At 54.7% G+C, this 13,981-nt stretch carries 7 protein-coding genes; 6 read left to right on the forward strand and 1 reads right to left on the reverse strand.

From position 1 onward, the window contains the following. Positions 1-75 precede the first annotated feature (75 nt). The 6 genes from KF752_10225 (at position 76) to KF752_10250 (ending at position 11,374) form a co-directional block, all read left to right on the forward strand. Positions 76-1,233 carry a DegT/DnrJ/EryC1/StrS family aminotransferase gene (locus KF752_10225; GenBank protein ID MBX3421916.1) on the forward strand — a complete coding sequence of 386 codons (1,158 nt, stop codon included), beginning with the start codon at positions 76-78 and terminating at the stop codon, positions 1,231-1,233. A gap of 53 nt (positions 1,234-1,286) precedes the next feature. After that, positions 1,287-2,321: a GNAT family N-acetyltransferase gene (locus KF752_10230; protein ID MBX3421917.1), complete on the forward strand. Its 1,035-nt coding sequence runs from the start codon at positions 1,287-1,289 to the stop codon at positions 2,319-2,321. Positions 2,322-2,400: 79 nt separating this feature from the next. Next, positions 2,401-4,818: a glycosyltransferase gene (locus tag KF752_10235; protein MBX3421918.1), complete on the forward strand. Its 2,418-nt coding sequence runs from the start codon at positions 2,401-2,403 to the stop codon at positions 4,816-4,818. Between the two features lie 276 nt (positions 4,819-5,094). After that, on the forward strand, positions 5,095-8,424 hold the full coding sequence (locus KF752_10240; protein ID MBX3421919.1) for a hypothetical protein: 3,330 nt from the start codon (positions 5,095-5,097) through the stop codon (positions 8,422-8,424). Beyond that, positions 8,421-9,377, forward strand: a complete 957-nt coding sequence (locus KF752_10245) for a hypothetical protein (protein MBX3421920.1) — start codon at positions 8,421-8,423, stop codon at positions 9,375-9,377. Before KF752_10240 ends, KF752_10245 begins: the two co-directional genes overlap by 4 nt. A 197-nt stretch (positions 9,378-9,574) precedes the next feature. After that, positions 9,575-11,374 carry an SLC13 family permease gene (locus KF752_10250; protein MBX3421921.1) on the forward strand — a complete coding sequence of 600 codons (1,800 nt, stop codon included), beginning with the start codon at positions 9,575-9,577 and terminating at the stop codon, positions 11,372-11,374. On the opposite strand, the gene KF752_10255 is transcribed toward KF752_10250, so the two are convergent. Continuing rightward, positions 11,360-13,936 carry a DUF1553 domain-containing protein gene (locus tag KF752_10255; GenBank protein ID MBX3421922.1) on the reverse strand — a complete coding sequence of 859 codons (2,577 nt, stop codon included), beginning with the start codon at positions 13,934-13,936 and terminating at the stop codon, positions 11,360-11,362. The two genes, KF752_10250 and KF752_10255, sit on opposite strands and share 15 nt — an antisense overlap. Between the last annotated feature and the right edge of the window lie 45 nt (positions 13,937-13,981).

The following is a 13,981-nucleotide window of genomic DNA, read 5'->3' on the forward strand; positions in this document are numbered from 1 at the left end:
GTGTGCACCGCCATTTTCAGAGCGTTGGGCGATCAAAGGCCATAGAATCACATCCGGATACATACCCAAATCAACATGAACGCCAGACCTCAGCCCAATACTGGCCGCAATTTGCCGCCAATCCCACTTGTAGATTTAGCCACTCAGTCGCAGCAAATTCGCGATGAAGTTCTGCAGCGCATGGCGCGGGTAATTGACGAAGGCCGGTATATACTTGGCCAGGAAGTAGCCGAGTTTGAAACTCAATTTGCACAATACTGCCAAGTGCCGCATTGCGTCGGAGTAGCCAACGGAACGGACGCGCTGCATCTGGCACTGAAAGTCCTGGGCATCGGTCCAGGTGATGAAGTCATAACCGTGGGAAATTCATTTGCGGCTACCGCATTCGCCATCGCTTATACGGGTGCCACAGCGGTATTGGTCGACATTGACCCTCAAACATACAATATCGACGCCAACTTGGTTGAAGAAGCGGTCACATCTAGAACTCGCGCCATTCTGCCCGTTCACCTCTACGGGCATCCAGCCCCGATGAGAGAGATACTGGATATTGCTGGCAGGCACAATCTGCGAGTCGTAGAGGACTGCGCACAATCGCACGGCGCAGAAATCAGTGGCCAGCGCTGTGGGTCGTTCGGGGACATAGGTTGTTTCAGCTTTTATCCCGGCAAGAATCTTGGAGCCTTTGGCGACGGTGGCGGAATTGTAACTCGCGATCCGGACATCGCTGAGCAATTAACGTTGTGGCGAAATTACGGCCAAAAGGTCAAGAATCGTCACGACTTGCTGGGGTTCAATTGCCGGTTAGATACGCTGCAAGCCTGTGTGCTGTTGACCAAGATGCAGTATATCCAGCAATGGACTGAACAACGGCGTCAGGTAGCGGCTTGGTACACTGAGGAACTGCGTGATACCGAACTAGAATTACCCAGTGAGCAGGCTGGATACAAGCATGTCTATCACTTGTATGTCGTTCGCCACCGGCAACGCGACCGATTAAGCGCGCACTTGGCCCAGCAGAATATTGCCTGCGGCGTGCATTACCCCAATCCGCTCTATCGAGCACAACCATTTCACGGTGCGATAACCTTGCCCTGGGGATTGCCGGTTTGCAGTCAGTACTCCAACGAGATCCTGTCGTTGCCTTTGTATCCTGAAATGACTCGGCACCAAGTGGAACGTGTTGCGGAGGGTGTTCGCACCTTTGTCTCAAGCGCAGTTGGCAAGTCGTAAATTGCCAGGCAGACAAACGCCCTTCGGACACCGGACTATCTAGGAGTGGATCGTTGTTGACGATACGTGACTACCGGGAGATTCCCGAATGGGACGAATTCGTGCGCCGCCATCCCAAGGGATCCGCCTTGCATACTGGCGCTATGATTCGTAGCCACGAGGCAACGAAGAAGCATATCCCTTATGCTATCGGTGCCCTGGATTCTACCGGTAAACTGTGTGCGCTGTTGGTCGCCGTTCGCGTCACGACAGGTGCACACGCAGCCTCGACCATGGCCACACGCTCCATTCAGTTTGCTGAGCCAATTTATTTGGAGGAAGCGAATGGACATCTGGGGGTCAGACTGCTGATCGCGCAACACGATGCCTACATGGCGTCGCGAGCGTTGTTCGCCGAAGTGCGTCCGCTGTTTGATGTAAGCGCTGGCCAAGACCCGCTGGTGGACTGCGGATACCAGAAGCTGGGCTACGTGAATTATGAACTGCCGTTGTGTTCCTGCGAGGACGAGCTGTTTAGACGTTTGGGAGGCAAACGTCGCAATAATGTGCGCAGCGCACAGCGCAAGGGAGTTGAGGTTCGAGAACAGAACACACCCCAGGGCATCGCAGAATTCTATGCGCTGGTATGTGCAAGCTACGCGCGATCGAAGTTGCCGGTGGTGGACTGTTCGCTCTTTGAAGCTGCCTCCAAGGAGTTCCTGGCCCAGCACTGGCGAATCTACACAGCATATTTCGAGGGGCGAGCGGTTTCATCGGGCTGCTTTCTGGCTTTTAAAAACCGGGTTATTTGTTGGTACGCCGGAACTTTGCGTATTCCCGGAGTTCCCGCAATGAGCTGTTTGTTCTGGCACGCTATGCGGACGTTTGCAGCCGAAGGGTACGAGGTATTTGACTTGGCAGGTGGCGGCTGGGAGGGTGAGAGTTATGGCCCTGGTCAATTCAAATCAAAATTTGGTGGCCAACAAACCAATTTCGGTAGATACCGCAAGGTCTACTCGCCGTGGAAAATGAAAGTTGCTAACGCGATTTATCAGCGAGTTCGAGACTTTCTGGCCCCCGGCGAAGAACTAGCAAGAGCCTCCAAGTAGATCAGGTCGCGCTCAGCCAACTAGCGCTCGTTGTACTAGCGATAACTGAATCCATCCGAGTTTGAGAATTTCGTTCCCCATGACCAAGCGCTCGCGCCCAATCAGAATCTTGATGCTGCTGGAAAACGCATCATTCCCCGACGATACGCGCGTGCGCATGCAATCGCAAGTACTGTCCGCCGCTGGCTATGAGTTGACCGTCATCTGCCCTACGAACCGATTGGCCACGCGAAAATACGAAACAGTCGACGGCGTGCGCGTATTTCGCTATCCGCAACCTCCCGAACTAGGCGGCCTGCTAGGCTACATGATTGAATACGGTTATTCGATTGTCATGCAGTTTCTATTGAGTCTGTTCGTCATGATGCGTGGCGGGTTTGATGCCATTCACATGCATACACCGCCGGACGTAAACGCAATCATTCCCGCATTTTACCGACTATTTGGCAAGCGGTTTATTTACGACCTGCATGATCTGTCCCCAGAGCTGTACCATGCCCAACGCCTGGGCCGTGGCAACCGGCTAGTTACTAAAGTGCTCTTGGGGTTCGAAAAGTTCGCCTCGCGAACTGCCGATCTACTGATCGCTACCAACGAAACACAACGCCAGGTTCAGATTCGTCGCTGTGGTGCTCAACCAGTTCGTTGCCACGTTGTGCGCAACGGACCCAATGAGTCATTTCTGCAAGCAAAGACTTCGGCAGCTCGGCCGAGCGGTGAGTCGCTTATCGTTATTGGCTATGTAGGCGTGATGGGTATTCAAGATGGCGTAGATTACCTGGTGCGCGCTATCGACATTGTGGTACGACAATACCGACGTGATGATTTGCGAGTTGTCTTGGTTGGCCATGGCGCCGCCCTGAGCGAGTTGCAGGCCCTGACGCGCTCCCTGGGGCTCCAGGATATCATTACCTTCACAGGGCGAATACCTTTCGCCGACATCCCGGCCATGATCGCCGAGTTTGATATTTGTTGTACTCCAGACCCCAGCAATCCTTACAACGACAGCTGCACGACCATCAAGACTATGGAGTATATGGCTCTGGGCAAGCCCGTAGTGTGCTTTGAAACTCCAGAGAATATTAAGACGGCTGGAGCGGCGGCACTGTATGCTAAAGATAATGACATCCAACAGTACGCACGCCTCATTAATCAGTTGATGGGCGATGTGGAGCTGCGACAGAAGTTAGGCGCTGTGGGGCGCGAAAGAATTGAAAAACAGCTTGCTTGGAAACATCAGGCCAGCCAGCTCGTGCATGCCTATGACAGTCTATTCGGCATTACGCGCAGTTGGTCCAATCGTACGCTGGAGTTGACGGCGAATTGCCAGTATTCGATCGCATCACTTCCCCAAAGTGAGCTAAACGGGACGTCAGCACACTGCGAACTTTCACAGACCGCTCATTACGCTTTTCCTGGAGAAGTTCAATCTGTGTTTGCCAGGCATCTTGCAAGCGATGTCGAGAAAACTCGCTTAAGCCTAGCGTTCCGAATGTACTATCTGCTGCGTCCGCTGATTCCCTTGTCCGTGCGTCAATTCTTGCAGCGGTCGCGACGCCAAGCGATACAGCCGATTCCGGATTGGTACACTCCGGTGACCTTCTTGCGTGAACTGAAATCGGCGGTGGATTGTGCGGAAGCTGCGGGTCATGAACAACCCGTGCTTCACCCCTGGCCGGATGGGCAGAGGTACGCCGTTTCACTTACGCACGACATCGAGACGGCGGAGGGCCAGCGCTGCGTTCGGGAGATCGTTGACATGGAGGAAAAGTATGGCTTGAAGTCTGCTTGGTATTTCGTGCCGCACAAGTATCGACTGGACCTCGGGTTGATTCGAGAATTGGTTGCCCGCGGAAACGAAATCGGCATACATGGATACAATCACGACGGGCGGTTGTTCGCCTCGCAGTCGATTTTCAATTACCGTGTGAAACACATTAATGAGGCAGGCAGGCGGTTCAATGCCACAGGCTTTCGAGCGCCGATGGTGCACCGCAATCTGCAGTGGATGCAGCAGCTAGAATTTGACTATGACGCCTCCTGCTTTGATATCGACCCTTATCAAGCGATGCCCGGTGGTGTCGGCAGTCCATGGCCTATGATCGTGGGCAAATTAGTGGAATTGCCATACACCCTGCCACAAGACCATACCCTGTTTGTATCACTCGGTGAGACCTGCCCTCGGATTTGGCTGCATAAGCTACAGTTGCTGCGAAGCATTTCTGGCATGGCCTTGCTGGTAACACACCCGGATTACTTGAAAGCTGCTGTCCATCGGGAGAGTTACCTGCGACTATGCGAACATCTGTGGCAATCGCCAGAAAAATGGCTAGCTTTGCCTCATGAGATTGCATCTTGGTGGCGGGCCCGTCAAGCAACTACGATTCTGGCTGATGGGACGCTCGCAGGTCCCGCCGCCCAACGCGGCCGAGTGACACATCTTTCAAAACTACTGGCCGACTTGCCCGAACAGCTGGCCAGCTCATTAGTGAACTAGCGGATTGCCGAAATCAAGGCCGCGCAGTTGTCAGGTTTCCGCAGCGGATTCTTGGGCATGTGAAACCGTACTCCGTTGCCAATGCCACTGTTTCTGCCCCCCGCTTGCTCTGTCCAGCGGAATTCGGGTTGACCTGGATGATTCCCATTGAATAGTGTCTTTCGATAGCTACGCCAGCTGACAGGTGGAAGCCAGAGTTTCTGCTTCACGCTCTTGCTAGCGTAGCAACCAGGACAGTCTCCACCGTTTAGCCCCTACCACTTAGAAAGTGACGGGATGCAGGTCCAGCTTACTCGCCTAGCCATGATCATTGGCACCGCGTGTCTACTAGGATTTCATGCTACCGCTCAAGAGATCAGCCGGCCAGATGCTGAGGGCGAGGTCACGATATCAGTGCCCTCCCAGCAAATGCAGCCGCTGTTGAACGATCTTGCCGGTTGCTTGGCACAAAAAACTGCTGCCAGCACGCTGCCAGACGGCAAAATCCAGTTTTCCCGGGGGACTCAGCGGGCAATCCTCAGTTTTGATCCGCAAAACTCAGTGCTGCGCCTATCCGGAACGGCTCAGTTGACTGCTCAAATTGCTCAGCTCTGCAGAGCTTACACTGATAACGCGGCCGGCAATTCGGCAAAAATAATTCCGCTCAATTCAGCCGGGCAAGCATGTCTGATCAAGCAAGCCGTCTTTCAGTCTCCAGAAAAAGCACCCGCATCGGGCAGTTCGCAGATTCCGTCCCAGTTGCCGTCTTTTCGAGGCTTTAGGCGCGTCCAGTTAACGGCGTCTGCCGCACAAGAAGAGTCCACGGAAAGTACCGGCGCCCCAAGCCAGGGCGACGAGGCAAAAGCCGAAGAGCTTCGCGGCCTTCCATTGCAGCAGTTTGATGGTGTGCAGGTCGAAATGTTGCCCGAAATCGATGCCATCATATTAAGGGGCCGTGACAAGCAACTGGAAGGCCTGGCAGAAATCATCAAACAGTTAGACGAAGCCAGTCGCTTGGCTGAACCGGAAATCGAAGTACTACTACTCCAGCATGTGAGTTCTCAATCGCTGGCGCCCCTCTTGCAATCGACCCAGCAGGCGGTTCTAGCTACCAGGCAAGGCCGCGTTCAAATTACTGGACTGTATCAGCCCAATGCCATCCTGCTAATCGGCTGGGGCGATGCCCTGAAGATATCCAAAGACTTAATCTCCAAGCTTGATCGTCCCGTACCACCAAGTTCGATGCTGGACGTCATACCACTGAAACATGCAGTGGCTAGCCAACTGCAAACGCAATTGCAGAGCCTGTTTCAAACGCGGACCAGTGCTGGCAGCCTATCCCCGATTATTCAATCTGCCATCGACGCGCGCACCAATGCTTTGATCATCCATGCTGCGCCACGAGATTTAGAGGAAATACGTCAGTTGATCGTCAAGCTGGATATTCCTCGGGGCCAAGCGATGCAGCAAGCCAAAGTGTTCGAGATCCGACATAGCTTGGCCGCTGATATTGCAGCGGCACTGCGGCAAGCGGTAGCCAGTAGCACAGCAGAAGGCAGCTTACCGATCGAATTGATCGACAAAGACGGTCAGCCTATAGCAAGCAGCAGCAGCCTGTCTGCGACGCGCATCACCGTCAACGACCGTAACAACACGTTGATCGTATCGGCAGCCCCAGAGAATTTGAACCTTATCCAACAGTTGATCGCACAACTAGACACGCCTGGCATGGTCGCCAAGATCAAAATCTTTCCCATCATTAACGCTGATGCCAGTTCGCTAGTCGAAACGTTACGATCGCTGATACCTTCGCAGAGTTCGGCCGCGACAAATTCAAGCCCACAGCTTTCGGCTTCAGCGGACGAAAGTTCGCTGGTGCCACTCCGATTCACCGTCGATGGTCGCGGCAACAACATCATCGTTGTCGGCTCTGAAGGTGATTTGAAGATTGTTGAGGCGCTGATCGTTCGCTTGGACGAAAGCGATACCATGCAGCGCAAGAGCACCGTCTACCGTCTGAAGAATGCCCCGGCAGTCGATATTGCCTTGGCCGTAAATGAGTTTCTACGCAATAAACGACAAGTCGAGGCCGCTGCGCCCGGTGCCATCAATCCATTTGACCAATTAGAGCGCGAAGTTGTGGTTGTGCCCGAGCCCGTCCAAAACAAGTTGATTCTCAGCGCCACCCCCAGGTACTATGACGAGATCAGTCGGTTAATCGAACAATTGGATCAGCAGCCTCCCCAGGTCATGATCCAAGTACTGATTGCCGAGATCAGCTTGGGTACGACTCACGAGTTTGGCATGGAGTTAGGACTGCAGAGTTCCGTGTTGTTTGACCGTAGTTTGCTGGGAGACTTGTTAAAGCGGACCACCTCCACATCCACATCGACACCGGGTGGCGTCGTCACTGAGACGATTGACGAAATCGTCGCCGCCAGCAATACGCCCGGATTCAACTTCAACAATTCGCCACTCGGCAACAGCGGATCGGCAAAATCGCTTGCCAAGTCGGGAGTAGTCGGTGGCCAAGGTCTTTCCAATTTTTCGGTGGGCCGGAACAATGAGCGACTGGGTTTCGGTGGGCTCGTCCTATCAGCGAGCAGCGAAAACGTCAGCTTCTTATTGCGAGCGCTGCAAGATTGCCGGCGACTGGAAATCCTTAGCCGACCCCAAGTCCTGACGCTCGACAACCAACAGGCGTTTATTCAAGTAGGTCAACGGATTCCACGCATCACCACCGCCAATGTGACGCAGTTTGGATTTCAGACGGGAGTCACACTTGAGAATGTCGGCTTGATCTTGGGCGTGACGCCGCGCATTAGCCCCGAAGGGAATGTGGTGATGGAGATTGACGCAGAAAAATCGAAGATTCGCCCGGAAAGTGAGGGAATTCCCATCTCCGTTGCCCAAGACGGATCAGTCATCCGCTCGCCCATCCTCGACACCATCACCGCTCAGGCCACTGTCAGCGCTGCCGATGGCGAAACGATCATTTTGGGTGGACTGATTTCCAAGGAAACCAACAAGGTGCATCGAAAGGTACCCTGGCTGGGTGACATTCCAGTATTAAAGAATCTATTTCGCTATGAATTGGACGAGATGAATCGCAGCGAGTTGCTCATTATCCTGACGCCACACGTTATTCGCAATGAGGTCGACATGCAGCGACTGAAGCAGGCCGAATTTGCACGAGTAAGCTGGTGCGAGGCGGATGTGTTCGACATCCATGGCGATGTTCGGTCCTATGCGGGATTGACCTCGCATTCGCTAGAAGGTGATCAATGGCCAATCGTCTATCCCGATGTTGATCCTCGTGGCATTCCCGCAGCTCCAGTCCAGGAAGCAATGCCCATTTCGCCGGGGACTCTCAGGCACAACGCACCGGCATCAATGCCCGCAGAGACCACACGAGCGCCAGGCTCATTGACCACAGTACTGAACGAGTTGCCAATTGCATCTTCTGCCACTGTGCCAGCCAGTTTTGCAGCTAACAATGGCCCAGAGGAGTCTTTGAAGTCGGCCGAATTTGACTCATCCAGTCTGCCAGTCCGACCCGCTGCGCTGTTTCCGTCGTCGCAAGCTCCGCTGGATCCGTTTGGCAAACCGATCGGAGCACGCCCATGAGCCAGTTGGTCCATTGTCAACCTGCGACTGTCGGATTGCCATTTCGACTGGCAACCATTGTCTTGACTCTGGGTGTGGTGCTGTCGTCTGGCTGTCAGTTCTCACCTAAATTCCAGGCAGATTCGCTATGGCCCTGGAAGAAACAGGAAAAGCCTCAGGTTCCCGATCGGATATTGGCCGTATGGAGCGACTCGGTGCTGCATCAACCTGGGCAACCAGGCGTGCGGGGCTTTGGTGGCAGGATTTATTTTTACAAGACGGACATCAATCAGCCCGTTACTGTGGATGGGGGCTTGGCAGTCTATGTCTTTGATGCTGATCAAGTCGATCCGCTGGATCAAAAACCATTACGTAAGTTTGTGTATACAGCCGAACAATTCACACAGCACATGAGCCGTACGGAACTTGGTCCGTCGTATAGCGTTTGGTTACCATGGGACGAGGTTGGTGGCGCATCGCGAAAATTGAGCCTGATCGCGCGTTATGAAGGTAGTCAAGGTGGCACGACTATCTCCGAACCGGCAATTAAACTTCTGCCGGGAGTCCCCGCATCCAGCACGAAAGACCAGCCGACTGAGCTGGCCGACAGTCAATCCAATGTCAGAGTCGTCGGTCATCAGCGAGAATCACGCGAACCGGTGATCCAAGGTCCAATCCCCGGTGCCAGACCTGTGCATACAATTGACCTGCCTCCCGCATTTCACCAGCATTTGAAATCTGAGTCGACAAACTTGGGTACTCCACCCAACAACCCGAATTTAGCTCCTGGCGTCGTTCCACCGATCGCACTAAACAGTCCGCATTCACCTCAACTTCACACCACTGCCAGTCAAACTGCAGAGAACTCTGCGCCTGATAATCCTCAGGCGGAGAATCAGCAGAAGCCGGTCAATAGTCTGGCAGATCGTCAAGCTAACCTGCGACAGGCCAGGCCACTCACACAGTCTCGCTGACTGACAATTGACCTGTAGTGCAGCATTGGCCGCTCTTGTGGGGTCAGGGCGTACTGGGTTGTGTCGGCTATTTGAACCTACGGTATCATACCTAACTGGTGGTTGGCATGATTTACCAGTTGTAAGCGGGGCCAATTTATTTGCATCACACAGGCCAGAGTCATAAGGTTTGGGCTCACGACTAAGGGATCAGGATAATGGAGAATTGGGAGGCGTGGCTGTCGATTTCAGTCGCGCTTAGCTTGTTGGTGGGGTTGGCTTTTCGGGTGGCTACGGCCGACGTCTTGGCGCTGATTGGCCTGGCCGCGATTATGCTGGCACAGAACGTGACGGGCACCAAGCTGCTACCATCGCCTACCGAAGCCGTTGCTGGATTTGGAAACGCGGGGCTGATTACTGTGGCGTTGCTGTTTGCAGCGGTTGCCGGATTGGAATTTACAGGTGGGACACAACTGGCGACCGGATGGCTGCTGGATAAAGCCCGGACGCTGCGCGGAGCGCAGTTCCGATTACTTGCACCTGCGGCGATCGCCAGCGCCTTTTTGAACAACACACCAATTGTGGCGGCATTGTTGCCGGTGACAGATGATTTGAGCAAGCGTTTGAGAGTTAGCCCCAGTCGCCTGCTACTGCCACTGTCGTACGCGGTAATTCTTGGCGGACTGTGCACGCTGATGGGAACGAGCACGAATCTAATCGTGCGGGATTTGTACGAGCAGCGATTTAACTCCAGTTTGAGCTTTTTCGCACCGGCACCGGTAGGCATTCCCGCACTGGTAGTAGTGCTCGTCTACATGATTACCTGTTCCAGAGTACTGCTTCGCGATCGCCGACCGGCGGTGAGCGCGTCGGATGACCCCAAGCAATATACGGTCGAAGTGCAAGTAGACCCTGCTGGTCCGCTGGTTGGGAAGACTGTCGAAGAAGCCGGCTTGCGTCATCTGCCGGGCCTATACCTGGCGGAAATTCAGCGTGAAAACAATATCATCACAGCAGCCAAGCCCAGTGAGCGCTTGCTGGGTGGCGATGCGCTGATTCTAGTTGGTGCGTTAGACACTGTGGTCGATCTGCGCAAGATTCGTGGTCTGATTAGTCCCGATGATCAAGCGCGTAAGTTGCAAGTTCCGGCATGGCGAAGAACGTTGGTCGAGGCGGTCGTGAGCGCTCGCTGCTCGCTGCTGGGGAAAACGATTCGCGAAGGCCAATTCCGCTCGCAGTTTGGTGCTGCCGTCGTGGCCGTGGCGCGTGGCGATCGCCGGTTGTCAGGCAAGATAGGCGATGTGCGGCTGGAGGTGGGCGATGTATTGCTGTTGGAGGCGGCACCATCGTTTATGCACCGCCAGCGCGAATTGCGAGATTTTATCTTGGTCAGTGCTGTAGAAAAAGCGGCAGTCCGACGGCATGATCGAGCTGCTTTGTCGGTGATTATCATGTTGGGCCTGGTGGCTGTGGCCGCACTGAATGTAGCGTCGATTTTGACCGCCTCGTTGATTGGTGCTTTGCTGATGGTCCTGTGCCGCTGCTGCACGCAAGGCGAAGCGCTACGTAGCGTTGAATGGTCAGTGCTGATTGTGATCGGGGCAGCTATCGGCATCGGCAATGCGCTGGATAAAAGCGGTGCAGCTTCTAGTCTGGCCAACGGATTGCTGGAATTGGCGGGCGGGAATCCGCTCTGGTCGCTGGCTGCGGTCTATTTGGCCACCATGCTAACTACGGAACTGGTGACCAACAATGCGGCGGCAGTGTTGATGTTTTCAATAGCCACCAGCGCAGCCGCCAAGCTGGGTGTCGACGTGACGCCGTTTGTTATCGTGGTGATGATCGCGGCATCCGCTAGTTTTCTAACGCCATTTGGATATCAGACCAACATGATGGTCTATGGTGCTGGAGCCTATCGCATTTCAGACTACGTGCGATTTGGGTTGCCGGTAACGTTGATCCTCTTTGCGCTCAGCATGGTTATCGTGCCTTGGTACTGGCCGCTAGTGAGCAAATAAGAATTCGGAGCTGCTTAGGAGGCTCCACAGCAGGTCTTCCAGTGCCTCGCGAGGTGAGGCACCAGCAGCTAGAGCATCCCTCAATTCCTGCACGACGCGCTGGCTCTCAAGCGTCGCTGGACGCCGAGACAACGTGCGGATGTAGGCTTGCTGGACGATCGTCTCCAATGGCAGCGAACTGTCCAGCCAGTCTGTGAGCACGCAGGCGTCACTGGCCAGTTTTTCATTGATGGTCTCTCCGTTGCTCAGATGCAATACCTGCACGACCGTGGGCTGGTCGCTACGTTCACACTGGCAGGTAATGCGCCGCTGGTGCCGACCAAACGCTTGCAGAAAGCGGTTGGCAACGGCCGAGTCGTACAAGCCAAGGGCGGTAGTGCCTGGAGGATAGAAATCCGTCGGCTGTTTATCAGCACCTGAGAATTCAATCTCTTTGAAGACGGTAGGCACATTGGTCACTTGAACCACCGCATCGTGCAGCACTTCGGCCATCAATCGTCGCGGATAGTAGCGGCAGAAAAATCGTTGGTCGTCGCGATTCAAAGGGGTAGCTTCGGATGACAATTGATATACGCTGGAGTTCATGATCAGTCGCATGAGGACTCGAAGATCGTAACCCGACTGCGCCAGGTAATCGGAAAGCTGTCGCATTAGTCGCGGGCTGGAGGCCGGATTGCTGGAGCGCAAATCATCCACCGGCTGTATCAGACCAACTCCAAAAAAATTGGCCCACACGCGATTGACGATGGCTCGGCTAAAATAAGGATTCTCGGGAGCGGTTAACCAAGTAGCCAGTGATATTCTGCGATCTTCTGAATCCAGTTCATCTAACGGCGGAGAGTCCAGGGCAGCTGGAGGTTGTGGTCGGCCGCGCGATGGCTGAATCAAGTCTCCGCGGTCCAGCACGACCAACGTGCGAACACCATCGCCGTTACGTGCGTCACCCCCCCAGCCTTTGGCGCGCACGCGCGAAAACAGATTGGCCATCGCATAGTACTGATCGTTTGTCCATTTCTCCAAGGGATGATTGTGGCACTTGGCGCATTCAATGGACAAGCCCATGAAGGCCAAGCACACGTTTTCGGTCATGGCCTCAGGCGTCTGATGGATAGCGTAAAAATTGGTAGCGCCATACTGTAGACTGTCGCCTCGCGCCAACACAATTTGTCGTGCGAACTGGTCCCACGGAACATTGTCCTGCACCTGGGTGCGGATCCAGCGATAGAAGGCCTCTACCGCCTTAGGGCGTAATAGATTGCCGTTTACCAGGAGCAGGTCTGACCACTGGTAGCTCCAGTAATCAACGAACCGAGGACTGCCCAACAACTGGTCGACCAGTCGTGGGCGGCGCTGCGGATCTGCATCATCCAGGAACTGTTGAACCTGCTCTGGAGTTGGCAAAGCCCCGGTCGCATCCAGGTAGGCTCGCCGCAGAAACGTGGCGTCATCGCAGATTGGCGACGGGGCGAGGCCCAGCGATCGCCACTCGTCCAACAACACCCGGTCGATTAGATTTTGGGGATGGAACTCTTGAAGCGCGCCACTGCGCTGCATCGCGCTTACTTGACTAGCATCGCCAACCAATGATGGGGCGGGGTGAGTGTAAGGCTCGTGATACGGTACGTCAATCTTGGTGTTAGCAATGCGGCTGGCGAACCAAGCTACTATGGCACCTCGCCCGCGCCCTACGACTTGAACAATACCCTTGTCATCAACGCGAGCAACCGTCTCGTCGCTCGAGCTGAATCTGGCCCAAGTCGTTACATCTTCGGTACGGCCATCGGCATAGTGCGCAAGCACAACCAGCGGCTGACTGTCGTCCACCTCAAGCTGTACCGCTTCGGGCAGAACTTCAATGCTGGTCAGTCGAGCATCATCCTGCTGGCTGCCAGGGGCACCAGCAGAAATCCACTGCGCAAGTATTCGGTAGTCGAGTGTGCCCGGTTCAAGTCGTAAACCGCCTTTGTGCGGCAGGGTTAAACTTGGCTTGGTTAATAACAAGCTATTGGTGGGGTCAGCCGGTTCGATTCGACGCCCAAAATCATGAGCGGTGATCGCGAAATGGTCGGCATCTGAATCGTAGCCACGAAGCGACAATCGAAAGCCTCCTTTGCCAGCCAATGCGCCGTGACAAGCGCCACTGTTGCAGCCTTGGCGTGACAGGATTGACTGCACGTGCGCGCCGAATTGCCACTGCCTAGGCTGACCTGCCCCACGCACTACCACCGGGACACGCGCAATGCGGTCGTACCCGGCGACGCGCACCAGTAACTCGGTCGCTCCGTCGGCAACGGCAATGACGCATTGGTTCTCGATCTTTGCAATAGCAGGCTCGGCAATCTGCAGCGTGACGCCATTGGCAATTGCAGGTCCGGCCGCGCGCTGGCCGCCAGCCTGTGCAGCTTCAACATTCGGCGCAGCCTCTTGTATTAGCAAATGAGCAATAGCATCCTGGCCAGTTAGCGAGATAACTTGCGGAAGGACCACAAACTCCATCTGAGCCCGTAGCGGACTTGCCAACAATGCTACCAGCCACAGGAATCGCGCTACACGTGTTGCCATAGCTATTGTTGTCAATCAGTTACAGGTTAGACGAAGGGTAGCCGT

The organism is Pirellulaceae bacterium, assembly GCA_019636385.1.
In the GTDB taxonomy this organism is placed as follows: Bacteria; Planctomycetota; Planctomycetia; order Pirellulales; family Pirellulaceae; genus Aureliella.